The sequence below is a fragment of the Caldovatus sediminis genome (assembly GCF_014644455.1).
Lineage (GTDB): Bacteria > Pseudomonadota > Alphaproteobacteria > Acetobacterales > Acetobacteraceae > Caldovatus > Caldovatus sediminis.
In genome coordinates this window covers 91,000-113,124 of record NZ_BMKS01000005.1, presented here as the reverse complement: position 1 = coordinate 113,124, position 22,125 = coordinate 91,000, and the positions used below count along the sequence as shown (strand labels likewise).

The window sequence follows — 22,125 nt, the reverse complement described above, 5'->3', positions numbered from 1 at the left end:
ACCTCGCCGTCAAGCCGCCCCGCGCGTCCGGCGGGCGCCGGGAACACGGCATTGTCGCTTGCGCGCGCGCGGCGCCGCCGGAAGGGTCGCGGCCGGCGGAGGCGGGGCCGCCATCGCCCGCGAGATCGGGGCGGACCGCCAGGGAGAGCGCCGGGCGAGCGATGATCAGACAGCACCTCGACACTGCGGACGCCACCCTCGCGCCGCCCGCGGCGGCGCAGGCGGCCGCGCGCCGCATCGCCGACCGTCCGCCGCGCGGCCGGGGAGCGGGCGCCGCGCCGCGGGCGCGCTCCGGCCTCGGCCTGGCCCTGGCGCTCGGCCCGGCGGTTCTCCTGCTCGTCGCCCTGCTGCTGCGCTGGCCGTCCTTCATCCCCTCCGTCATAGACCCCGACGAGGGGCTCTACGTCCTCCAGGCGCGCGAATGGCTGCGGGGCGGCTGGCCCTTCGTCGCGGTCTGGGACCTGCACCCGCCGGGCGCGCCGGCGCTGATCGCGGGCGCCCTGGCGGCGTTCGGCGAGACCCTGTTCGCCGTCCGCCTGCTCGGCGCGCTCGCCGTGGCGGCGACCGGCCTCGCCCTGCATGCCCTGGTGCGGGCGGCGGGGGGCCCGCGCCTGCTCGGCCTCGGCGCCGGCCTGCTCTATGTCGGGTCGAGCGTCACGCTCGGCGGCCTCGCGACGAACACGGAGATCCTGTTCGCGCCCTTCGTCGCCGCGGCGATGGCGCTCGGCGTGCGCGCCGCGACCCGGCTCGCCCGCGACGGCGCGCCGCCCTCCTGGGCCGAGCTCGCGCCCGCCGGGCTCGCGATCGGCGTCGCGCTCACCATCAAGCCGGTGGCGGCGCCGGAGGGATGCCTGGCCTTCGCCCTGCTCGTCGGGCCCGCCTGGTGGCGCGGCGTGCTGCCGGCCGGGCGCGCGCTCGCCATGGCCGGCGCCTACGCCGCGCTCTGCGCCGCCCCCACCGCCGCGCTCGCCCTCGCCTACGCGGCGCAGGGGGAGTTCGGCACCTTCCTCGACGCCGTCATCCTCGCGCCGATGCGCTATGTCGAGGAGCCGATCGAGGCGGTCCGCGCGGCGCGCATCACGCTCGGCGCGGCGGTCACCCTCGCGCTGCCCCTCGCGCTCGCCGCCGTTGCGCTGCTGCCGCGGCCGCGCCGCGGCGCCCGGCCCGCCGCGGGCGCGCCGACGCTCGCCCGCATCGGCGTGGTCTGGCTCGCGGTCGCGACCGTCGCGGTCGTGGCGCCGGGCCGGTTCTTCCAGCACTACTTCCTGATCTGGCTGCCGCCCCTCTCGCTGCTCGCCGCGCTCGGCGCGCGCCGCCTGGCCCGCCTCGCGCCGGTCGGCCGCGGCGCGGCGGCCTTCGCCGGGCTGGTCGGCGCCGTCGCGCTGGACGCGGCGGCCGGCGCGACGGCGCCGGCCCTGCTGCACGGGATCGGCCTGCGCGAGCCGGATCCGCCGCGGCGGCTGGCCGCCCTGATCGCCGCGGACCTGCCGCCGGGCGAGCCCATCTACGTGGTGAACTACCACCCGGTGACCTATTTCCTGGCCCGGGCGGGCGTGCCGACGCGCTTCGCCTTCCCCGCCCACCTCGCCGGGCGCGAGAGCGCGGTGACCGGCCTCGATGCCGATGCCGAGCTCGCCCGCGTGCTCGCCTCCCGTCCCCGCCTCATGGTGGTGGACCGCGGGCGCTGGTGCGAGCTGCGGCCGGAGGCCGCGGCGATGGTCGCCGCGGCGCTCGGCGAGGCCTACGCCCTGTCCGCCACCGTTCCCGGCGAGCGGGGCTCGGTCGAACTCTGGCGGCGGCGCTGAGCGCGCCGCCGCACGGCTGATCGAGGGCGGGGCGGGCGGCGATCGGCGCCCCTCCCGGCCGGGCTTCACCCCGCCGGGGCTTCGCGCCGCGCCGCCGCTGGCGCATGATCGCCGGGTTCCGATGGGGGGAATGCCGCGATGCCGAACGCCGTCACCGCCGAAACGCCGCGCGAGCTGCGCATCCTCGCCGAGGGGCTGCGCTTCCCCGAAGGCCCGGTCGCCATGCCGGACGGCTCGGTCGCGCTGGTCGAGATCGAGGCGGGACGCATCACCCGCGTCGCGCCGGACGGCACGAAGAGCGTGATCGCGCGCCCCGGCGGCGGGCCGAACGGCCTCGCCCTCGGCCCGGGCGGCAGCCTCTACGTGACCAACAACGGCGGTTTCGCCTGGCACGAGGAGCCGGGGATGCTGCGTCCCGTCGCCCCCTCCGCCGACTACCGGGGCGGGCGCATCGAGCGCATAGACCCGGCCACCGGCGCCGTCACCGTGCTCTACGAGCGCTGCGGCGAGCACCTGCTGTCCGGCCCGAACGACCTGGTCTTCGACGGCCAGGGCGGGTTCTGGTTCTCCGACCTCGGCAAGGTGCGCCCGCGCGGGCGCGACCACGGCGCCGTCTACTGGGCGGCGGAGGACGGATCGCGCATCGTCGAGGCGGCGCATCCGGTCCCCGGCGGGGCGAACGGCATCGGCCTCTCGCCGGACGGGAGGACCCTCTACGTGGCGGAGACCGAGACCGGGCGGCTCTGGGCCTTCGACGTGCTCGGCCCCGGCGTGCTGCGCAAGGAGCCCTGGCCGAGCCCGCATGGCGGGCGGCTGGTCTGCCAGTTCCCGGGCTTCCGCCGGCTCGACAGCCTCGCCGTGACCGCCGCCGGCAACATCGTCGTCGCGACGCTGGTGGCCGGCGAGATCAGCACCGTCGCGCCCTCGGGCGAGATCCTGCGCGTGGTGAAGATGCCGGAGCGGATGCCGACCAACATCTGCTTCGGCGGGCCGGACATGCGGACCGCCTACGTCACCCTCTCCCTCACCGGCCGGCTCGCCGCGCTCGAGTGGGACGAGCCGGGGCTGCGGCTGCCGCATGCCTGAACGGCCCGCGGCCCGCGGCGGCGGACGTTGACACGCCGCCCGCGCAGGCGGAGGTTTGCCCGCCAGACGGGAAGCCTCGCGCCCACGGGAGGGGATGCCATGCACATCGCTCCGACGCTCCGCCGCCGCGGACTGCTCGCGGCTGCCGCCGGCCTGCCGCTGCCCTTCGTCCGCGCCGCCAGGGCGCAGCCCTCCGGCGAGCCCTACGTCATGGGCACGCTGTTCCCGATGAGCGGCCCGAACGCCGAGTACGGCGAGGCCTTCACCCGCGGCGCGCAGCTCGCCCTCTCGCACATCGCCGCCGACAACATGCTGCGCCGCCCGATCCGGCTGCAGGCGGAGGACAGCCAGGCGCTGCCGCAGCCCTCCGTGGTCGGCATGAACAAGCTGGTCAACGTGGACCGCGCGGTCTGGGTGCTGGTGAGCTGGACCGCGACCTCCAAGGCGGTGGCGCCGATCGGCGACCGCGCCAAGGTCATCATGGTCAACGGCGGCGCGGTGGGGCCGGACCTCGCCGGCCTCTCGCCCTACTTCTGGAACGTCATCGCGCTGGCGCATCTCGAGGTGCCGGTGATGGTCGGCTACCTGACGCGCCAGCGGAACGTGAAGCGCGTGGCGCTGATCTACGTGGACGACCCGCTGGGCGACGCGATCCTCGGCCAGCTCCGCGCCGAGCTGCCGAAGGCGGGGGCGGAGCTGGTCGGCAGCTTCAGCGTGCCGCGCGCGGCGCAGCAGTTCGGCCCGGTGGCGGCGCGGGTGCGCCAGACCCGGCCGGACGCCGTGTACGTCGCGAGCTTCGGCGGCCAGCAGTCGCAGATCATCAAGGGGCTGCGCGACAACGGCGTGACGCAGATCATCTGCTCCTACTCCGCCTTCTCGATCGACAGCGTGCGCCAGCTTCCGGAGGCGGTGGGCGCGCTCTACACCACGCAGAAGCTCGACTTCGAGAGCGGCGACCCGGTGACGCGGCGCTTCGCCGCCGAGTTCCGCGCGCGCTACAACCAGACCCCGGTGGCCTACCACGCCAACTACTACAACGCCGCCTACCTGTTCGGGCTGCTGGCGCGACAGGTGGAGCAGGCCGGCGGGGAGGTGAACGGCGACGCGCTGCGCGAGGCGATGCTGCGCACGCGGAGCTTCGACCTGGTCGGCGGCCGCGGCACCTTCGACGAGCAGGGCAACCTGATGACCCAGATGCAGGTGAACGAGATCAAGGGCGCCGGCCGCTCCGAGATCGTCCAGGGCTGAGCGCGCGGCGGTGCTGTTCCTCCAGCTCCTGCTGAACGGGCTGCAGACCGGGGCGATCTACGCGCTGACCGCGGCGGGGTTCGCGCTGATCTTCGGCGCGACCCGCATCTTCCACTTCGCGCACGGCACCGCCTTCACCCTCGCGGGCTACGCCTACCTCTTCGCCTGGCGCGCCGGCTGGCCGGGCTGGGTGGGCGCGCTGATCGCCGTGGCCGTCGCCACGCTGTTCGGCATGGCGATGGAGCGCTTCGTCTACCGTCCGATCCAGCGGCACGAGGGCTCCTTCTTCACCGTCTTCGTCGCCGCCTTCGGCGTCGGCATCGTGGTGCAGAACCTGGTCGGCATGTTCGCCGGCCGCGGGCTCGCCACGGTGGACACGCGGCTCAGCTTCGCGACGGAGGTGATGCCGGAGATCTTCGTCGCGCCGATCCTCTGGATCGCGATCGCGACGGCCGCGGTGCTGTTCGCCGCGCTGACGGTGTTCCTGACGCGCACCCACGCCGGCGTGGCGCTGCGCGCGCTGGCGCAGAATCCGGACCTGATCCGCACCTACGGCCTGTCGGCCAACGGCATCTCCGTGCTCGCCTTCGCCATCGGCTCGGCGCTCGCCGCCCCGGCGGCGATCGTCACGGCGATGACCTCGGGCCTCAACGAGGCGATCGGGCACCACGTGATGCTGATCTCGATCGCCGCGACCATCGTCGGCGGGATCGGCAGCCTGCGCGGCGCGGCGCTCGCCGGGCTGATGCTCGGGGTGGCGGAGAGCCTCGCGCTGCAGTTCGTGGACACGCAGTGGGCGGAGGCGGTGTCCTTCCTCGCCCTGTTCGCCTTCATCCTCTTCCGCCCGAGCGGCATCTTCGGCGTGGCGATGGCGCGATGATCGCCTATCTCTCCAACCTCGCGACCCAGCTCGCGATCTTCGGCATCCTGGCGGCGACGCTGAACTTCATCGTCGGCTACGCCGGCATCTTCTCGATCGCGCACGCGGTGTTCTTCGGCCTCGGCGCCTATGCCGGGGCGCAGATCGCGCTGCTGCTGGTGCCGGACGTGGTGCTGGCCTGCCTTTTCGCGGCGGCGATCGCGGGCGGGCTCTCGCTCTGCCTCGCCCTGCCGGCGCTGCGGGTGCGGGGCGAGTACTTCGTCGCCGCCTCGCTCGGCCTGCAGATGGTGGCGGTGACGCTGTTCGCGGAGCTGAAGCCGCTGACGGGCGGCATCGGCGGCCTGGTCGGCATCCCGCTGCCCACCCTGTTCGGCGTGCCGGTCGGCGTGCTGCCGGTGGCGCTCGCCGCGCTGGCGCTGGTCCTGCTCGCCACCGCGCTGCTCGCCCGCGGCGCCTTCGGGCGCACGCTGACCGCGATCCGCGACGCGGAGAGCGCGGCGGAGGCGCTCGGCAAGAACGTCGCGGCGGCGAAGACGCTCGCGGTCGGCTTCGCCTGCGCCGGGGCGGGGGTGGCGGGCGCGCTCTACGCGCTGCACACCTCCTTCGTCAACGTCGAGAGCTTCACCATGGAGTACTCGGTGCTGGTGATGGCGATGGTGATCATCGGCGGCACCGGCACGCTGTGGGGGCCGCTGATCGGCACGGTGATCCTGCTCTCGCTCCCCGCCGGCCTCGCCTTCCTGCCCTTCATCCCGCCCAGCGAGGTCGGCGCCATCCAGCAGATCCTCTACGGCCTCGCCATGACCCTGCTGATGATCTTCCGCCCCGCCGGGCTGGTCGGCGACCTCAGTCGCGGGCGGGCCACGGCATGAGCGCCGCGCGCGAGGACGCGCCGCTGCGCTGCGAGGGGCTGGCGCGCTCCTTCGGCGGTCTGCAGGCGGTGGCCGGCGTGTCGCTGGCGCTGCCGGCGGGGCAGGTCACCGCCCTGGTCGGGCCGAACGGCGCCGGCAAGACGACGCTGTTCAACCTGATCACCGGCAACCTCCGCGCCGACGCCGGCGCGGCCTGGGTGCGCGGGCGGCCGATCACCGGGCTCAAGCCCTGGCAGGTGGCGCGGCTCGGCGTCGCGCGCTCCTTCCAGGACCTGCGCCTCTTCACCCACATGACGGTGCGCGACAACGTCCTCGCCGCCACCGAGCGCAGCGCCTGGTTCTGGCAGCCCGGCGGCGCCGCGGGCCGCAAGCGGCGCCAGGCGGCGGCGGAGGCGGCGCTGGAGGCGACGGGCCTCGCCGCGCTCGCCGGGGCGCGCGCCATAGACCTCGCCTATGCGGAGCGGAAGTTCCTCTCGCTCGCGCGCATCCTCGCGGCGGAGGCGGACATCTGGCTGCTCGACGAGCCGGCCTCCGGCCTCGATCCCGCGTCGCGCACGCGCTTCGCGGAGCTGCTGCGCGCCGCGACCGGGCGCGGCGTCGCCATCTGCCTGATCGAGCACAACCTCGACGTGGTGGCCGAGCTGTCGGACCGCATCGCCTTCCTCGACCAGGGCCGCGTGATCGCCGAGGGCGATCCGCGCTCCATCCTTCGCGACCCCGCCCTCGCCGCCATCTACTTCGGCGACCGGCACGAGCCCGCGACCGCCGCCGCGGAGACCACGGCTTGAGCGCCGCCGTCGAGACCGCCCGCGCCGCCGCGCCGCCCGCGATCGAGGCGCGCGGCCTCTGCGCCGGCTACGGCGGGCGCGAGGTGCTGAGCGACGTCTCCCTCACCCTCGGCGCCGGCGAGATCCTGTGCCTGATCGGCCACAACGGCGCCGGCAAGTCCACGCTGCTGCGCGTGCTGTTCGGCCTGCACCGCCCCGCCGCCGGCACGATCCGCGTGTTCGGCGAGACCCTGCCGCGCCACGTGCCGGCCGCGCTCGGCGCCGCGGGCGTGGCGCTGGTGCCGGAAGGCCGCGGCGTCTTCCCCGACCTGACGGTGGAGGAGATCTTCGGTCTCGCCCTGTGGTCGGCCGGGGTCCGCGCCTCCGAGCGGGAGGAGCGGGTCGAGGAGGTGCTCGGCGTCCTGCCGCGCATCCGGGAGTTCCGCAACCGGCGCGCCGGCACGCTTTCCGGCGGGCAGCAGCAGATGGTCTCGATCGCCCGCGCGCTGCTGACGCGCCCGCGCGCGCTCCTGCTCGACGAGCCCTCGATCGGCCTCGCGCCCAAGCTGTTCCAGGACCTGATCCGCCCGATCGCGGCGCTGCGCGAGAGTCGCGGCATGGCGATCCTGCTCGTCGAGCAGAACGTGCGCGAGGCCTTCGCCGTCTCCGACCGCGTGCTGGTGATGAAGTCGGGCACCTTCATCTTCGAGGGGGCGCCGGCCGAGCTGTCCGACCACGCGCGGCTGATGGAGCTGTTCTGATGCTCCGCCTCCGGCCCGAGACGCTGACCGAACTGCTGGAGGGCGCCGCGGCGCAGGCGCCCGACGCGGTGGCGATCGCCGGGCCGCGGCGGCGCCTCGGCTATGCGCAGTTCGCCGCGGCGGCGCGCCGCGTCGCCGAGGGGCTGGCGCGCGAGGGCGTCGGGCCCGGCGACCGGGTCGCGGTCTGGATGCCGAACCGGCCGGAGTACCTGGTGCTGCAGTTCGCCCTCGCCCGGCTCGGCGCCTGCGCGGTCCACGTCAACACGCGGTTCCGTCCGGCCGAGGTCGCGCACCTGCTGGGCCGCGCGCGGCCGAGCGCGCTCGCCACCGCCTGGGGCTTCCCGGGCGTGGACTTCCCGGCGCTGCTCGCCGAGGTGGCGGCGGATGCGCGCGCGCCGCTGCGCTTCGTCGTCGGTCTCGACGCGGGCGGGGCGCCGCGCCTGGCCGGCCTGCCGGTGCTGCCCTGGGAGGCGCTGGACGGCGCGCCGGAGCGCGCGCGCGACGACGCGGCGCCGGATTCCGCCTGTCTCACCTTCACCACCTCCGGCACCACCTCCGGCCCCAAGCTCGTGCTGCACCGCCAGGGCGCCATCGCCGGGCACGCCCACGACGTGATGCGCCACATCGGCACCGACGCGGCGGGGGCGGCGGTGCTGATCGCCGTGCCGCTCTGCGGCACCTACGGCAACGCCTCGGCGATGTGCGGCATCGCCGGCGGCGCCAAGCTGGTGCTGATGGACCGCTGGGACGCCCAGGCCGCCGACGCGCTGATCCGCGCCGAGGGCGTGACCCACTGGCACGCCATAGACGAGATGATCGAGGAGGTGCTGGAGGTCGCCGAGGGCCGCCCCTACGCGCCCTTCCGCGTCACCGGCATCGCCGGGCTGCGCCCCGGCGTCGCGCGGCTCTACGCGCGGGCGGAGGCGCTGAACCTCGCGCCGCTGAACCTCTACGGCAGCAGCGAGATGCAGGCGCTCTACGCCTACCAGGACCCCGCCGATCCGGTGCGCCGCACCCTCGGCGGCGGGAGGCCGGTCAACGCCGACGCCCAGGTGCGCGCGCGCGACCCGGCGACCGGCCAGTTCGCCGAGCGCGGCGAGCTGGAGTTCCGCGCCCCCTCCATGTTCATCGGCTACCTCAACGACGAGGCCGCGACGGCGAAGGCGATGACGCCGGACGGGTTCTTCCGCAGCGGCGACCTCGGCGCGGTCCATCCGGACGGCTTCGGCTTCGACTTCGAGACGCGGATGGGCGACGCGCTGCGCCTGTCCGGCTTCCTGGTCAATCCGGAGGAGATCGAGGCCTTCCTCAAGCGCCAGCCGGGCGTGCGCGAGGCGCAGGTGGTGGGCGTGGAGGGCGGCACCGTCGCCATCGCCTTCGTCCAGCCCGAGGCCGGCGCGACGCTCGAGGAGGCGGCGCTGCTCGAGGCCTGCCGGCGCGACCTCGCGCGGTTCAAGGTGCCGCGGCGCATCCTGCCGATCGCCGAGTTCCCGGTGACGCAGAGCCCCAACGGGGTGAAGATCCAGCGCGTGAAGCTGCGCGAGATGGCCGAACAGGTGGCGGCGGGGGCCTCGCGCCAGGGGTCCTGACCGGCGCGTCCTCGCCCGCTTCAGGCTGCGGCCGCGGCGATCGCCCCGGCGGCGGCGACCCGGCTGCGCGGCAGCAGCAGCGAGGCGCGCGCGCCGATGCCCGGCGCCGCCTCCAGCTCCAGCCCTCCGCCATGGGCCTGGAGCAGGGCGCGGGCGACGGCGAGGCCGAGTCCGACGCCGCGCGTGCGCCCCGCCGCGGCGGGCAGGATGGCGACCGGATCGCTCTCCACGGCCTCGGGGGCAAGGTCCTCGCTCGGCACGCCGCTGCCCTCGTCCTCGATGACGATGGCGATGCTGTCGCCGCGGTCCGGGTCGAGGCGCAGCTCGATGCAGTCGCCGGCGCGGGAGAGGCGCGCGGCGCGGGCCAGCACGGAGCGCAGCACGCCGCGCAGCGCCCGGCGGTCGGCGTGCAGGGACAGCGCGGCGAGCTCGGGCGCGATGCGCCAGTGGCGGCCGCCGGCGCCGGGCTCCGCCGCGACGGCGGCGATCGCCTCGTCGAGCAGGGGGCGCAGCGGGAAGGTGTCCTCGCGCAGCGCGGGGGGGCCGGGCTGCAGGGCGAGCAGGTCGTTGAGCTGCTCGGCGAGGCGGAGCAGGTCGCGGGCCACCGCGGCGAGGGCCTCCGCCTCGATCCTTGCCGCGCCGGCGGCGGGCCGGCGGTCGGCGGCGGCGTCGAGGCCGCGCAGCAGCCGCTCCGCCTGGCCGAGCATGGCGAGGCCCGGCCCGCGCAGCTCCGCGGCCACCAGGCCGAGCCGGCGCTCCGCCGCGGCGGCCCGCTGCTCGGCCGCCTCCGCGCGCGCGAGGGCGGCCGCGGCGCGCCGCCGCCCCGTCGCGCGCAGCATAAGCGCGATCCCGACGGCGAAGGCCGACAGCCCAAGGGCGACCAGCATCTGTGGCAGAAGCGCGGCGGCGGCGGTCATGCACCGCCAGCCTACGCCGCAAAGAGTGAACGAGGGGTTAACCCCGCCCCGACGGAACGCGGCCGGGGCAGGCCGCGCCCCGTCAGGCCGCCGCGGCGGCCGACGCCTCCCGCTCCGCCTTCGCGCGCTCGAGCCGGCGCTTCAGCGCGCGCGCCTCCTCCGGCAGGCGCCGGTCGGGGGTGCCGAGGAGGAAGGCGTCGATCCCGCCGTTGTGCTCGACGGTCCGGATGCCCCGGGTCGAGACGCGCAGCCGCACCGGGGCGCCGAGCAGGTCGGAGAAGAACGACGTCTCCTGCAGGTTGGGCAGGAAGCGCCGGCGGGTCTTGTTGTTCGCGTGGCTGACGTTGTTGCCCGTCAGCACGCCCTTGCCGGTGATGGCGCAACGGCGGGCCATGGCGGAGTTTCCCGATCTCGCAGGCGCGCGGCAGGCGGCAGGCGGCGCCGCGCGCGGGCTGGTCTCGAACCGAAGGCCGGCTATGTGGCCGAGCGGCAGGGTGCCGTCAAGCCGGCCGCCGGCGGCGGCGCCCAGCCGCAGGCCGCGAGGGCCGGCCGCATCGCCGGCGGCGGCTCGGCCTCGACGCGCAGCGGCGGCCAGTCCTCGCCCTCGCCGGGCAGGCCGACGGCGCGCGCCAGCAGGTGCAGGCCACCCGGATGGTCGCCGCCGCCGTAGCGCGCGTCGCCGAGGATCGGGCAGCCGAGCTCGGCGCAATGCGCGCGGAGCTGGTGCGTCCGCCCGGTGCGCGGCCGCAGCTCCAGCCAGGCGAGGCCGCCCGCGCCGCGCCCGAGCACCCGCCAGGCGGTGCGCGCCGGCTGCCCGCCGGCGGCGTCCGCCACCATGCGCCAGCCCCCGGCGGCGGTGGAGACCTTGCGCAGCGGGGCCGCGATCTCGCCTTCGGCGGCGGGCGGGGCGCCGCGGACCACCGCCCAGTAGACCTTCTCCACCCGGCCGGCGGCGAACTGCGCGCCGAGCCGCGCCAGCGCCGGCCGGGTGCGGCCGAGCACGAGGCAGCCCGCGGTGTCGGCGTCCAGCCGGTGCGCCGGCTGCGGGTCGCGCCGCTTGCCGAAGCGCAGCGCCGGCAGCCAGTCCTCGAGCGACGGGCCGCCGCGCGGTCCGCGGTGGACCGGCAGGCCGGCGGGCTTGTCGAGCACCAGCCGCGCCCCGTCGCGGTGCAGCACACGGCGGGCGATCCCCTCCGGCGGCGCGGCGGGGGCTTCCCAGCGGCGGCCCGCCGGCCGAACCTGCCGGGCAGGAGCGCGATCACGCCGCATGCCACCCTCCGCCGCCGTCCGCCGCCCCGATGCCCCGCCGCGGCCGCTCGTCATCTGCCTCGGCACCGTCGTGGCCGACCACACCTTCTGGGTCGAGGAGATACCCCAGCCGCCGGCCAAGGCCACCGCCCGCGCCTACCGCCTCGGCCCCGGGGGGCTCGCGGCCAACGCGGCGATCGCGGTGGCGCGCCTGGGCGGCCGCGCGGCCTTCTGGGGCCGGGTCGGCGACGACCTGAACGGCGAGCCGCTGGCCGAGGCGCTGGCCGAGGAGGGCGTGGACGTCACCGCGCTGCGCCGGGTGAGCGGCGCGCGCACGCCGGTCTCGGCGGTGCTGGTGGACCGGACGGGGGAGCGGACGACCCTCAGCTTCCGGGGCGAGGGGCTGGACCGCGACCCCTCCTGGCTGCCGCTCGACGCGCTGGACGGGGCCTCCGCCCTGCTCTGCGACCCGCGCTGGCCGGAGGGCGCGGCGGCGGCGCTGGAGGCGGCGCGGGCGCGCGGCGTGCCGAGCGTGCTCGACGCGGAGAAGAGCGAGACGCGCATCCTGGTGGACCTGGTGCCGCGCGCGGACCACGCGGTGTTCTCGACCACCGGCCTGCAGAACTTCGCCCGCGCCCTGCGCCCGGCGGAGGGGCTGCGGCGGGCGCTGGCGCGCGGCCACACGCGCCTCGCCGCCGTGACGCGGGGCGAGCGGAGCACGCTGTGGATGACGCGCGACGACATGCGGCTGCGCGAGACGCCGAGCTTCCGCATCGAGGCCACCGACACCACCGGCGCCGGCGACGTGTTCCACGGCGCCTACGCGCTGGCGATCGCCGAGGGGCAGGACATCGCGGCCGCCATGCGCTTCGCCGCCGCCGCCGGCGCGCTGCGCGCGCGCGACGGGCGGACGCCGACACGGGCCATGGTGGAGGCGCTGCTGGCCGGAGAGTGAGGCGGCTCCGGCCGCGGCGCGGCGGCCCGGGCGGGCCGGCCGCGGCGGGGAGGGCGGCGGCGGATCGGCGCCTGCCGCCGCGCACGTTGACCCGCCGTCGAGGCAAGGCTTAGGGTCCGGCGGACTTCCGAGCGGGAGGAGAGGCGGTGCGATGACGATCCACTTCGTCGTCCATGACGAGGGCGACTCCGTCGGCGTGGTGGTGGTGGAGGGGCTGAAGGCCGGCCAGAAGCTCACCGGCTGGATCATGGACCAGGACAGGACGATCGAGTTCGACGCCAGGTCGGACATCCCGATCGGCCACAAGCTGGCGATCCGGCCGATCAAGGCGGGCGACACCGTCATCAAGTACGGCGTGGACATCGGCCGCGCGGTGCAGGACATCGGCGCCGGCGAGCACCTGCACGTGCACAACGTCAAGACCAAGCGCTGGTGAGGGGGAGCGGCGGGCGATGGGCATCAACCTCAAGGCCGCGACCTTCGAGGGCTGGCGGCGCGAGAACGGGCGGATGGGCGTGCGCAACCACGTCATCGTCCTGCCCGTGGACGACCTCTCCAACGCCGCCTGCGAGGCGGTGGCGAACAACATCAAGGGCGCGATGGCGATCCCGCACAGCTACGGGCGCCTGCAGTTCGGGGCCGACCTCGACCTGCACTTCCGCACCCTGATCGGCACCGGGACCAACCCCAACGTCGCGGGCGTCGTCGTGATCGGCATCGAGCCGGGCTGGACCGGGCGCGTGGTCGAGGGCATCGCGAAGTCGGGCAAGCCGGTCGAGGGCTTCGCCATCGAGCAGAACGGCGACATCAACACCATCGCCAGCGCCTCGCGCGCCGCCTACCGGATGGTGAAGCACGCCTCCCGCCTGAAGAGGACGCGCGCGCCGCTCAGCGAGCTCTGGGTCTCGACCAAGTGCGGGGAGAGCGACACCACCTCCGGCCTCGCCTCCTGCCCCACCGTCGGCAACGCCTTCGACAAGCTGTGGGAGAACGGCAACACGCTGGTCTTCGGCGAGACCACCGAGCTCACGGGCGGCGAGCACCTGGTCGCCGCGCGCTGCCGCACGCCGGAGATCCGCGCGAAGTTCATGGCGATGTTCGACCGCTACCAGCGCGTGATCGAGGCGCACAAGACCAACGACCTCTCCGAGTCCCAGCCGACCAAGGGCAACATCGAGGGCGGGCTGACGACGATCGAGGAGAAGGCGCTCGGCAACATCCAGAAGATCGGCAAGAAGTGCCTCGTGGACGGCGTGCTCGACAAGGCCGAGACGCCGACCGGGCCGGGCCTCTGGTTCATGGATTCCTCGAGCGCGGCGGCGGAGATGGTCACGCTCTGCGCCGCCGCCGGCTTCGCCGTGCACACCTTCCCGACCGGCCAGGGCAACGTCATCGGCAACCCGATCCTGCCGGTGATCAAGCTGACGGCGAACCCGCGCACCCTGCGCACGATGAGCGAGCACATCGACGTGGACGTGACGGGCATCCTGCAGCGGCGGATGAACATGGACGAGGCGGGCGAGGCGCTGCTCGACTGCATCCTCCGCACCGCGGACGGCGAGCTGACCGCGGCCGAGCTGCTCGGGCACCGCGAGTTCTCGCTGACCCGGCTCTACGAGAGCGCCTGAGGCGGCGCGGGGGCGGCAGGCGCGCCGGCCGGTCAGCTCGCGGCGGGCAGCGGCGGCGCGCCGCCCGCCGCGCCCGCCTCCGGCCCGCCCGGCGTCGCCTCGCGCGCCGCCGCGGTGCGGGCGGCGCGCAGGCAGAACGCCACCGCCTCGCGCAGCGAGGCGAGGACCTCCTCCCTCTCGCCCTCGGCGGAGGCCTCCGCGCGCAACGCCGTCAGCGTCGGGCTGCCGGGCGCGGCGTGCCACAGGCCGAGCACCACCGGCACGCCGGGCAGCCGGCGCCGGACGCGGCGCAGGAAATAGCGGATGCTCGCCACGCTGCTGCCGCGCTCCAGCACCGAGAGCACGCACAGCCGCACGCGCCGCGGGTCGAGCCCCCCGGCATCGGCGGCACGCAGCACCGCGTTCGGCTCGGCGCGCGCGCCGATGCCGTGCATGCCGAGAAGCTGGGCGAGCATCCCCGCCGGGAGATCGTCGAGCCGCCCGCGCCCGGCGATGCAGAGCACGCTGCCCGGCGCGGCCCAGACCGGGGAGATGCGCCCCGTCGCCGGCCGCGCCGCGCCGGCGGCCTGCGCCGCCTCGCCGTCCGGGCCGCCCACCAGCGGCTCCGGCGGCGCCTCGTCCCCCTCGTCCGCGAGGTCGTCGAGCAGCGCCTCCACCTGCCGGCGGATGATGGACAGCCGCTCGGCATCGAGCGCATCGCGCGACCAGTCCGCCTGCGCCAGCGCGAGCCCCTTCAGCGCCACCTCGTCGTAATAGGCCGAGAGCGGCGCGTCGCGCAGCGCGCGCTCGGCCTGCTCGACCAGCGCGTCGCCGTCGCCGGCGAGGGCGCGCTGGTAGAAGACCTCCTCGGGCTCCAGGGCCGGCTGGTCGCCCAGCATCACGGCGAGGAATTCCAGCCGGTCCACATGCCGCCCGAGCACCACCAGGCAGACGGTGAGCGGCACCGCGACCAGCAGCCCGATCGGGCCCCAGAGCCAGGTCCAGAAGGCCGCCGCGGCGATCACCGCGATCGGCGAGAGGCCGGTGGAATGGCCGAAGACCAGCGGCTCGAACACCTGGCCCATCGCCAGCTCGCCGACCAGGAACAGGGCCGCCACCGCGAAGGCGAGCGACCAGCCGGGCCCGGTCGCCAGCGCCAGCAGCAGCGGCCCGGCCACGGCGATGAAGGAGCCGATGAAGGGCACGTAGCGCATCAGCCCCGCGACGATGCCCCAGAGCACCGGGTTGGGGACGCCGAGCAGCCAGAGGGCCACGGCCATGGCCGCGCCATAGATCGCGTTCATCGCCGTCAGCGCCAGGAAGTAGCGCGACAGGCGCAGCGCCGCGTCGTCCATCGCGGCGACGGTGCGGTGCAGGTCGCGCGCGCCGGCGAGGCGGATCAGCCGGTCGCGCAGGTCCTCGCGGTAGAGCAGGATGAACACCACGAGCACGACGACGATGCCGGTGACGGCGAGCGGCGCGAGCAGGGGCTCGGCGACGGCGCGCAGCCGCTCGACCGGCGAGGGCTCGGGCCGCCGCAGCTCGACCGGGAGCGGCGGCAGGGGGCCGGGCCCCTCGGCGCGCCGCGGCGCGGCGCGCGGGGCCTCGGCGGGCGCGGTCTCCGCGGGCGGCGCGACGGCCGCACCCTCCGCCGGCCCGCGCTCCCCGGACCCGTTCCCGCCGGCGCGCTCGAGGCGGCGCAGCGCCTCCGAGACGCGTTCCAGCAGGCTGTCCGGCTCGCGCAGCGGCGCGAGCTTGCGGGCGATGCTCGCCTGGTATTCCGGCAGCCTGCCGGCCAGCACCGTCACCTGCGCGCCGATCACCGTGCCGAGGCCGGCGAGCACGGCGAAGGCGAACAGCACGCTGGCGATGACCGCCAGCGCGCGCGGCAGCATCAGCCGGCGCAGCGCGCGCACCACGGGGGCGAGCACGAAGCTCAGCAGCACCGCGAGCGCCAGCGGCACGAACAGGTCGCGCCCGAGATACAGCACGGCGACCGCGACCAGCCCGGCCAGCGCCACGCCGGCGCCCGGCCCCGGCATGCCGGCCGCCGGCACGCCGCGGCGCGCGGCGGGAAAGGGGGGACGCGGATCGGGCATCGCAGAGGCGCCTGACGGGCGGGCCTCCAACGCCCCCCGGCCGCCCGGGTTCGCCGCGGCCGGCCCGCATCGCCCGGCGGGGGCGGACCGCGCCGCCCGCCGCATGGCGCGGCGGCGCGAATCGGCTAGGCTGGACGCGACCGTGGTTTGCGGAGGCAGCGAGATGGCCGTCACCTGGCTGAAGAAGGCCGCCAAGACACCGGCCTCGGAGGAGGGCGCGGCGCGCGCCGTGGTGACCGAGATGCTGGCGCGGATCGAGGCCGGCGGCGAGCAGGCGGTGCTCGACTACGCGAAGCGCCTCGACGGCTGGGAGGGCCCGGTCGTCGTCGGGCCCGAGGAGATCGCGCGCCGCGCCGCCGAGGTGGACGAGGGCACGCGGCGCGACATAGACCGCGCCATCGCCAACGTCCGCCGCTTCGCCGAGGCGCAGCGCGAGAGCGTGCGCGAGTTCTCGGTCGAGCTGGCGCCCGGCCTCGTCGCCGGGCAGCGGCTGGTGCCGGTGAACTGCGTCGGCGCCTACGTTCCGGCGGGGCGCTACGCCTACATCGCCTCCGCCTACATGGCGATCGCGACGGCCAAGGCGGCGGGCGTGCCCTTCGTGGTCGCGGCCTCCGCCCCGTACAAGGGCGGGCCGATCAACGCCAAGCAGCTCTACGCGATGCACCGCTCGGGCGCCGACATGATCCTGACGCTCGGCGGGGTGCAGGCGATCGCGGCGATGACCTTCGGCCTGTTCACCGGCCGGCCGGCGGACGTGATCGTCGGCCCCGGCAACAAGTACGTCGCCGAGGCCAAGCGCATGCTGTTCGGCCGCGTCGGCATAGACGTGCTGGCCGGCCCGACCGAGATCTGCGTCATCGCCGACGCCACCGCCGATCCCGAGATCGTCGCCGCCGACCTCGTCGGCCAGGCGGAGCACGGGGCGGAAAGCCCGGCCTGGCTGGTCGCGCTCGACCGCGGCCTCGCGGAACACTGCGTGAGGCGGGTGCCGGAGCTGATCGCGGCGCTGCCGCCGACCGCGCGCGAGGCCGCCGCCGCCGCCTGGCGCGACTACGGCGAGGTGGTGACGTGCGACACGCGCGAGGAGGCGGCGAAGGTCTCCGACGACTACGCGGCGGAGCACCTGGAGGTGCTGGCCGCCGACCTCGACTGGTGGCTGCAGCGGCTGACCAATTACGGCAGCCTGTTCCTCGGCGAGGGCTCGACCGTCGCCTACGGCGACAAGGCGGCGGGGCCGAACCACATCCTGCCGACCAAGGGCGCGGCCCGCTACTCGGCCGGGCTCTCGGTGCACAAGTTCCTCAAGCCGCTGACCTGGCAGAAGGTGACGCGCGAGGCGAACCGCGCGCTCGGCCCGATCGTGGCGCGCATCTCCCGCCACGAGGGGATGGAGGCGCATGCCCGCACCGCCGACCTGCGCCTCGGCAAGTGGTTCCCCGGCGAGCGGTTCGACACGGGCGTGCCGGTGCAGTCCTGACGTGGTGAGGCTCCCGCTCGCCGAGGCCGAGGCGCTGGTGCGGCGCGCCCTCGCCGCCGCCGGCGCGAATCCGGCGATGGCCGCGGCGACGGCGCGCGCCCTGGTCGCCGCCGAGGCGCAGGGGCAGTCGGGCCACGGCCTCTCGCGCGTGCCGCAATACGCGGCCTTCCTGCGCAACGGCCGCGCCGACGGGCGGGCGGTCCCGGCCGTCGTCGCCGGGCGCGGCGGCGCGGTGCTGGTGGATGCGCGCGACGGCCTCGCCTACGCCGCGCTCGACCTCGCCCTGGCCGAGGCGGCGCGGCGCGCGCGGGCGCACGGCGTCGCCTTCGCCGGCGTCACCAACAGCCACCACGCCGGCGCGATCGGCCTGTTCGTCGAGCGGCTGGCCGCGGAGGAGGGGCTGGTCGCGCTCGCCTTCACCAACTCGCCCGCGGCGATGCCGGTGCCGGGCGGCCGGCGGCCGCTGATGGGCACCAACCCCGTCGCCGCCGCCTTCCCGCGCCGCGGCGAGGGCTTGCCGCCGCTCGTGGTGGACCTCGCGCTCAGCGCCGTGGCGCGCGGCAGGATCATGGTCGCGGCGCGCGAGGGGCGGCCGATCCCGGAGGGCTGGGCGCTGGATGCCGCGGGCGCGCCGACCACCGATGCGCGGGCGGCGCTGTCGGGCGCCATGCTCGCCATCGGCGGCGCCAGGGGCGCGCTGCTCGCCCTCGTCGTCGAGCTGCTCTGCTGCGCGCTGACCGGGGCGCAATTCGGCTTCGAGGCCGACAGCTTCTTCGCCGACGCGGGCAACCGTCCGCGGCTCGGCCAGGCGCTGGTCGCGATCGCCCCGGACGCGCTGGCCGGGCGCGAGGTGTTCCTCGACCGGGTCGAGGCGATGGCCGCGGCGATGCTCGCGGAGGAGGGGGTGCGCCTGCCGGGCGCGCGCCGCGCCGCCCTCGCCGCGCGCGCCGCGGCGGAGGGGATCGAGGTGCCGGAGGCGCTGCTGCGGCAGATCGAGGCGCTGGCCGGGTAGGGCCGCGCCCCGCCCGCGCCGTCACGCCCCCGCCGCCTGCTTCGCGGCGCGCAGATCGGCCACGAAGCGCGCGTATTCCCGCGCCGCCACCGCCGCATCGGGCAGGCTCAGCACGCGGGAAAGGGCACGCCCTCCGGCGTGCGCAGCCCGTCGAGGCGGCGAGGGCGGCTTCGGCGTCCCGCCGCGTGGCGGCGGTGTCGGCGCTCGGCATGGCCCCGGGACAACGCGGCAGGCGGCGGCGCGATGCCGGCGCGCGCTCAGCGCGGGTGCGCGACCCCGACCTGCCGGCACATCGGGCGCAGGACGCAGCCGGAGCAGCGCGGCCGCTCCCTGGTGCAGACGAACTTGCCGAAGGGCACGAGCCGCTCGTTGATCTCGATCCAGTAGCGTCGCGGCAGCACCGCCTCCAGCGCCGCCTGGGTGCGCTCCGGCGTCGGCGCCGCGACGTAGCCCCAGCGGTTGACGACGCGGTGGACGTGCACGTCCACGGCGATCGCCGGCCGGCCGAACCCGACCCCGAGGGTCAGCGCCGCGATCTTCGGGCCGACGCCGCGGAAGCGCCTCAGCGCCTCGGCGCTGTCCGGCACCCGGCCGCCATGCTCCTCCAGGATGCGCCGGGCGATGGCCTTGAGGTCCCGCGCCTTCGCCTCGGGGAAGGTGACGCCGCGCAGCAGCGCCGCCAGGCGGTCCTCGTCGAGCGCCGCCAGCGCGGCCGGCGTGCGCGCCACCGCGAACAGGCGGAGGCAGGCCGGGACGGTCGTCTCGTCGCGCGTGCGGGCGGAGACCAGCGCGGCGACGAGCTGCTCGAAGGGCGAGCCGTAGCCGCGGTCGCGCAGCTCGAACATCGCCGCCTTGGGCAGGCCGGCGGTGGCGCGGCGCAGCCGGCGGAACGCCACGGCGATGTCGAAGGGTTCCTTGTCCGGGCGGCCCTGCGCGCCGGCGGACGCCGCGGCGGATTTCGGCGTGGCGGCCATGGCGCCGGAACGCGCGCCGGCGCCCGCCGCCTCCCGCCGCGCCGCGCGGGTGCCGCAGGCGGACCGGATCAGCTGCCGGTCGGCGACCCGGGCTTCCGCATGACGCTCTCCGGCCTGATTCCCCCTCACCCTGGCGCCCGCGCTGGGGGGCTGGCCGAGTGTGCCCCTGGCCTCGCGCGCTGCGCGGCGGCGCGCAGCTGGCTGGCGTGACGCGCAGCGGCGGAGAGGTTCAGCGGACGCTGTTGCCCGCCGCCTGCGCGTTCGCCGCGTTCCGGGCGCGCAGCGAGCGCACGATCGCCACCCAGGCGCCGGCCGCGCCGACCAGCGCCGTGCTCAGCGCCGCCCAGAGGAACAGCAGGGACAGCATGTGGCGCAGGTCCTCCGCCGAGATCCAGCCGAAGGACAATGCGCCGCACAAGACGATGCCGCAGAGCAGGAGGACCTCGATCGTCTCGGATCGCATGGGGCGGTGTCCTTCTGGGACAGGGGCGGGGCGGCTGGCGGCGCCGTGGTGACGCTAATGTTATGTTAAATTGTAGACAACACACGGATGTGAGGCAAGCGCGGAGCGATCCGCCCCCGGCTCCTCGCAACCCCCGCCGGAGTGGAGGCGCCGCCGACCGCTCAGGCCGCCCCGCCTCGGCCCGGCCCGGCGGCGCCCGGGGTCAGGCCGAAGGCGGCGCGGAACGCCGCGCCGAAGGCGGGAGCGCTGGCATAGCCCACTGCCGCCGCCGCCCGCGCCGGAGGCACCCCCTGGGCGAGCAGGGCCGCCCCCTCGACCAGCCGCAACTGCTGGCGCCAGCGCGCAAAGCCCATGCCGGCGTCGCGCCGGAACAGCCGGGCCAAGGTCCGCGCGCTGGCGCCGCACCGCACCGCCCAGTCCTCGAGCGTCAGCGGGCTCGCCGGGTCGGCCGCCAGCGCCGCGGCGAGCCGCGCCAGCCGCGGATCGCGCACCGCCGGCACGCCGAGCGGCAGGCTCGGCGCCCGCGCGATCTCCTCGACGATCAGCGCCGCGATGTGGCCGCCCCGCCCGCCCTCGTCCCACTCCAGCGGCTCGGCGCAGGCGGCGAGGATCAGCTCGCGCAGCAGCGGCGAGACCGCGAGCACCGCGGTCCGCGGCGGCCCGGCGCGGCGCGCCGCGTCCTCGCGCAGGAACAGCGCGCGCATCGCCACCGGCCCGCGCATCGTCACCGCGTGCGGCAGCCGCGCCGGGACCCACAGCGCGCGGCCCGGCGGTACGACGAAGTCCGCCGCCTCGGTGGCGATGCGCATCACCCCGCGCGTGGCGTAGAGGAGCTGCACCCGGGCGTGGCTGTGCCAGCCGGTGGCGTGGCCGTCCGCGTAGTCCTGCACGAAGCCGGCGAGGGGGCGGTCTACCGCCTCCTGCGGGAAGCGGCGGAGCGGCGCGGCGGCGGGGGCCTGTCGGCCTGGCGACATGATGTGACCGGACATCGCGGGACGGCCAGGATAGGCTGCTCGCCCGCCTGAGGGAACGACCGACGGAGCGCCACGCGTGAAGGACCCCGTGACGCGGCAGATCGCCTTCATCAACGCCGCGCATGTGCTGACGCACTACAGCCTGCTGATCCTCGCCACCGCCGTGCTCGCCATGGTGCCGCCGGCCGGCGACGCCTTCGGGCTTGGGCTCGAGTACGGGCCGATCCTCGCGCTCGGCACCGGCATGTTCGTCCTCTACGGCCTCGGTTCGCTGCCGATGGGATGGCTGGCGGACCGGGTGGGGCGGCGCGCGCTGATGGTGGCGTTCTTCCTCGGCACCGGCGCGTTCATGGCGGCCGCCGGTCTCGTCACCTCGCCCTGGGCGCTCGGCGTCGTGCTGGCGCTGATGGGCGGCTTCGCCGCGATCTACCACCCGATCGGCACCGCCATGCTGGTCGAGGCGGCGGGCGACCGGGTGGGCCGCGCGGTCGGCGTGAACGGCGTGTTCGGCAATCTCGGCGTGGCGCTGGCGCCGGTCGTGACCGCCTTCGTCGCCGCGCAGGCGGGCTGGCGCTGGGCCTTCCTGCTGCCCGGCCTCGCCTGCATCGGCGTCGGCCTGCTCTACTGGCGCGAGCCGCCGATCGATCTCGCCCGGGCGCGGCCGACCGCGCGGCCCTTCCCGGCCATCCCGCCCGCGGTGGTGCGCCGCGCCGTGCTCGTGCTGCTCGCCATCGCCGCGACCTCCGGCCTGGTGTTCAACGCCTACACCCTGCTGCTGCCCAAGCTGATGGAGGAGCGGCTGGCGAACTCGCCCGGGCTGCTGCCGGTGGTCGGCATGCTCGCCTTCCTGGTCACGCTCTGCGGCGGCCTGACGCAGTTCACCGTGGGGCGGCTGATCGACCGCAACACGCTGCGCGCGGTGTTCATGCCGCTCGCCCTGACCCTGGTGCCGGGGCTGCTCGCGCTCTCCTTCCTGGAGGGCTGGCTGGTCCTGCCGGTGGCCGGCGCGGTGGCGGCGGCGGTGTTCGGCCAGGTGACGGTGAACGAGACGATGACGGCGCGCTACGTCGCGCCGGCGCTGCGCGCGAAGCTCTACTCGGTGCGGTTCACGATCGGCTTCCTCGGCGCCGCCGCGGCCTCGCCGCTGATCGGCTTCCTGCACGAGGCGACCGGGAACCTCGCCGCGGCGATGCTGGTGCTCGGCGGCTTCAGCGCGGTGATCCTGGCCTGCGCCTTCGCCTTCCCGGACCGGAAGGAGGAGCTGCACCCCGAGCTGTGGGAGAAGGCGGCGCTGCCGCGCCCCTCCGCGGCGGCGGCGGAATAGTCGCGCGGCCGGCGGCGCGGCGGCCGGTCCTTCCGGCCGGGCGGATCGCGCGCCATCTGGTCCCCCA

General features: G+C 76.2%; 21 protein-coding genes. 14 read left to right on the top strand and 7 right to left on the bottom strand.

All coding sequences use genetic code 11. The features are described from left to right. Window positions 1-161: 161 nt before the first annotated feature. From IEX99_RS09970 to IEX99_RS09935, 8 genes are all read left to right on the top strand, one after another. A complete protein-coding gene (locus IEX99_RS09970) occupies window positions 162-1,805 on the top strand; it encodes an ArnT family glycosyltransferase (protein WP_188899891.1) in 1,644 nt (547 codons plus the stop codon). Between the two features lie 138 nt (window positions 1,806-1,943). Beyond that, the gene (locus IEX99_RS09965) at window positions 1,944-2,891 is read left to right on the top strand and encodes an SMP-30/gluconolactonase/LRE family protein (RefSeq protein ID WP_188899890.1); all 948 of its coding nucleotides are present in this window, start codon (window positions 1,944-1,946) and stop codon (window positions 2,889-2,891) included. A 99-nt stretch (window positions 2,892-2,990) separates the two neighbouring features. Then, window positions 2,991-4,139, top strand: a complete 1,149-nt coding sequence (locus IEX99_RS09960; RefSeq protein ID WP_188899889.1) for an ABC transporter substrate-binding protein — start codon at window positions 2,991-2,993, stop codon at window positions 4,137-4,139. A 10-nt stretch (window positions 4,140-4,149) separates the two neighbouring features. Continuing rightward, entirely contained in the window at window positions 4,150-5,019 is an 870-nt protein-coding gene (locus IEX99_RS09955) for a branched-chain amino acid ABC transporter permease (protein WP_188899888.1), read from the top strand. Beyond that, complete coding sequence (locus IEX99_RS09950) at window positions 5,016-5,891, top strand: branched-chain amino acid ABC transporter permease (RefSeq protein WP_188899887.1); 876 nt, start codon at window positions 5,016-5,018, stop codon at window positions 5,889-5,891. Before IEX99_RS09955 ends, IEX99_RS09950 begins: the two co-directional genes overlap by 4 nt. After that, window positions 5,888-6,679, top strand: coding sequence for an ABC transporter ATP-binding protein (locus tag IEX99_RS09945; RefSeq protein ID WP_188899886.1), 792 nt, complete (start codon window positions 5,888-5,890; stop codon window positions 6,677-6,679). Before IEX99_RS09950 ends, IEX99_RS09945 begins: the two co-directional genes overlap by 4 nt. Then, window positions 6,676-7,419 (top strand): ABC transporter ATP-binding protein, encoded by a 744-nt coding sequence (locus IEX99_RS09940; protein WP_188899885.1) that lies wholly within the window; start codon window positions 6,676-6,678, stop codon window positions 7,417-7,419. The genes IEX99_RS09945 and IEX99_RS09940 overlap by 4 nt, the downstream gene beginning before the upstream one ends. Then, window positions 7,419-9,008, top strand: a complete 1,590-nt coding sequence (locus IEX99_RS09935; protein WP_188899884.1) for an AMP-binding protein — start codon at window positions 7,419-7,421, stop codon at window positions 9,006-9,008. The genes IEX99_RS09940 and IEX99_RS09935 overlap by 1 nt, the downstream gene beginning before the upstream one ends. Window positions 9,009-9,028: 20 nt before the next feature. On the opposite strand, the gene IEX99_RS09930 is transcribed toward IEX99_RS09935, so the two are convergent. From IEX99_RS09930 to IEX99_RS09920, 3 genes are all read right to left on the bottom strand, one after another. Next, entirely contained in the window at window positions 9,029-9,925 is an 897-nt protein-coding gene (locus IEX99_RS09930) for a sensor histidine kinase (RefSeq protein ID WP_188899883.1), read from the bottom strand. An 82-nt stretch (window positions 9,926-10,007) separates the two neighbouring features. Then, window positions 10,008-10,319 carry a 50S ribosomal protein L28 gene (rpmB, locus tag IEX99_RS09925; protein WP_188899882.1) on the bottom strand — a complete coding sequence of 104 codons (312 nt, stop codon included), beginning with the start codon at window positions 10,317-10,319 and terminating at the stop codon, window positions 10,008-10,010. 80 nt (window positions 10,320-10,399) lie between these two features. Next, a complete protein-coding gene (locus IEX99_RS09920) occupies window positions 10,400-11,101 on the bottom strand; it encodes an RluA family pseudouridine synthase (protein WP_229677918.1) in 702 nt (233 codons plus the stop codon). 91 nt (window positions 11,102-11,192) lie between these two features. Here IEX99_RS09920 and IEX99_RS09915 point away from each other — a divergent pair, with 91 nt between their 5' ends. From IEX99_RS09915 to IEX99_RS09905, 3 genes are all read left to right on the top strand, one after another. After that, window positions 11,193-12,128 (top strand): PfkB family carbohydrate kinase, encoded by a 936-nt coding sequence (locus IEX99_RS09915; protein ID WP_188899880.1) that lies wholly within the window; start codon window positions 11,193-11,195, stop codon window positions 12,126-12,128. Window positions 12,129-12,279: 151 nt separating this feature from the next. Further along, on the top strand, window positions 12,280-12,564 hold the full coding sequence (locus IEX99_RS09910; protein ID WP_188899879.1) for a UxaA family hydrolase: 285 nt from the start codon (window positions 12,280-12,282) through the stop codon (window positions 12,562-12,564). A gap of 16 nt (window positions 12,565-12,580) precedes the next feature. Further along, complete coding sequence (locus IEX99_RS09905; RefSeq protein ID WP_308421484.1) at window positions 12,581-13,756, top strand: UxaA family hydrolase; 1,176 nt, start codon at window positions 12,581-12,583, stop codon at window positions 13,754-13,756. A gap of 32 nt (window positions 13,757-13,788) precedes the next feature. Here the strand turns inward: IEX99_RS09905 and IEX99_RS09900 are convergent, their stop codons facing one another. After that, the gene (locus IEX99_RS09900) at window positions 13,789-15,834 is read right to left on the bottom strand and encodes an AI-2E family transporter (RefSeq protein ID WP_188899878.1); all 2,046 of its coding nucleotides are present in this window, start codon (window positions 15,832-15,834) and stop codon (window positions 13,789-13,791) included. A 163-nt stretch (window positions 15,835-15,997) separates the two neighbouring features. Here IEX99_RS09900 and hisD point away from each other — a divergent pair, with 163 nt between their 5' ends. Beyond that, window positions 15,998-17,311: a histidinol dehydrogenase gene (gene hisD / locus IEX99_RS09895; protein ID WP_188899877.1), complete on the top strand. Its 1,314-nt coding sequence runs from the start codon at window positions 15,998-16,000 to the stop codon at window positions 17,309-17,311. 4 nt (window positions 17,312-17,315) lie between these two features. Next, window positions 17,316-18,323, top strand: a complete 1,008-nt coding sequence (locus tag IEX99_RS09890; RefSeq protein ID WP_229677917.1) for an Ldh family oxidoreductase — start codon at window positions 17,316-17,318, stop codon at window positions 18,321-18,323. A gap of 257 nt (window positions 18,324-18,580) precedes the next feature. Here the strand turns inward: IEX99_RS09890 and IEX99_RS09885 are convergent, their stop codons facing one another. From IEX99_RS09885 to IEX99_RS09875, 3 genes are all read right to left on the bottom strand, one after another. Next, entirely contained in the window at window positions 18,581-19,297 is a 717-nt protein-coding gene (locus IEX99_RS09885; protein ID WP_188899875.1) for an endonuclease III domain-containing protein, read from the bottom strand. A gap of 229 nt (window positions 19,298-19,526) precedes the next feature. Beyond that, complete coding sequence (locus tag IEX99_RS09880) at window positions 19,527-19,760, bottom strand: hypothetical protein (RefSeq protein WP_188899874.1); 234 nt, start codon at window positions 19,758-19,760, stop codon at window positions 19,527-19,529. Between the two features lie 161 nt (window positions 19,761-19,921). After that, a complete protein-coding gene (locus tag IEX99_RS09875) occupies window positions 19,922-20,734 on the bottom strand; it encodes a helix-turn-helix domain-containing protein (protein ID WP_188899873.1) in 813 nt (270 codons plus the stop codon). Between the two features lie 76 nt (window positions 20,735-20,810). Between IEX99_RS09875 and IEX99_RS09870 the strand changes: the two genes are divergently transcribed. Continuing rightward, window positions 20,811-22,058, top strand: coding sequence for an MFS transporter (locus IEX99_RS09870; protein ID WP_229677916.1), 1,248 nt, complete (start codon window positions 20,811-20,813; stop codon window positions 22,056-22,058). The last annotated feature ends 67 nt before the right edge of the window (window positions 22,059-22,125 follow it).

What these genes read in the sequence shown, in the direction of transcription:
- IEX99_RS09930 (WP_188899883.1), bottom strand. Translation starts at nt 9,925, where the DNA reads ATGACCGCCGCCGCCGCGCTTCTGCCACAGATGCTGGTCGCCCTTGGG.
- IEX99_RS09960 (WP_188899889.1), top strand. Translation starts at nt 2,991, where the DNA reads ATGCACATCGCTCCGACGCTCCGCCGCCGCGGACTGCTCGCGGCTGCC.
- IEX99_RS09905 (WP_308421484.1), top strand. Translation starts at nt 12,581, where the DNA reads ATGGGCATCAACCTCAAGGCCGCGACCTTCGAGGGCTGGCGGCGCGAG.
- IEX99_RS09935 (WP_188899884.1), top strand. Translation starts at nt 7,419, where the DNA reads ATGCTCCGCCTCCGGCCCGAGACGCTGACCGAACTGCTGGAGGGCGCC.
- IEX99_RS09970 (WP_188899891.1), top strand. Translation starts at nt 162, where the DNA reads ATGATCAGACAGCACCTCGACACTGCGGACGCCACCCTCGCGCCGCCC.
- IEX99_RS09900 (WP_188899878.1), bottom strand. Translation starts at nt 15,834, where the DNA reads ATGCCCGATCCGCGTCCCCCCTTTCCCGCCGCGCGCCGCGGCGTGCCG.
- hisD (WP_188899877.1), top strand. Translation starts at nt 15,998, where the DNA reads ATGGCCGTCACCTGGCTGAAGAAGGCCGCCAAGACACCGGCCTCGGAG.
- IEX99_RS09965 (WP_188899890.1), top strand. Translation starts at nt 1,944, where the DNA reads ATGCCGAACGCCGTCACCGCCGAAACGCCGCGCGAGCTGCGCATCCTC.
- IEX99_RS09885 (WP_188899875.1), bottom strand. Translation starts at nt 19,297, where the DNA reads ATGGCCGCCACGCCGAAATCCGCCGCGGCGTCCGCCGGCGCGCAGGGC.
- IEX99_RS09880 (WP_188899874.1), bottom strand. Translation starts at nt 19,760, where the DNA reads ATGCGATCCGAGACGATCGAGGTCCTCCTGCTCTGCGGCATCGTCTTG.
- IEX99_RS09910 (WP_188899879.1), top strand. Translation starts at nt 12,280, where the DNA reads ATGACGATCCACTTCGTCGTCCATGACGAGGGCGACTCCGTCGGCGTG.
- IEX99_RS09945 (WP_188899886.1), top strand. Translation starts at nt 5,888, where the DNA reads ATGAGCGCCGCGCGCGAGGACGCGCCGCTGCGCTGCGAGGGGCTGGCG.
- IEX99_RS09875 (WP_188899873.1), bottom strand. Translation starts at nt 20,734, where the DNA reads ATGTCGCCAGGCCGACAGGCCCCCGCCGCCGCGCCGCTCCGCCGCTTC.
- IEX99_RS09915 (WP_188899880.1), top strand. Translation starts at nt 11,193, where the DNA reads ATGCCACCCTCCGCCGCCGTCCGCCGCCCCGATGCCCCGCCGCGGCCG.
- IEX99_RS09950 (WP_188899887.1), top strand. Translation starts at nt 5,016, where the DNA reads ATGATCGCCTATCTCTCCAACCTCGCGACCCAGCTCGCGATCTTCGGC.
- rpmB (WP_188899882.1), bottom strand. Translation starts at nt 10,319, where the DNA reads ATGGCCCGCCGTTGCGCCATCACCGGCAAGGGCGTGCTGACGGGCAAC.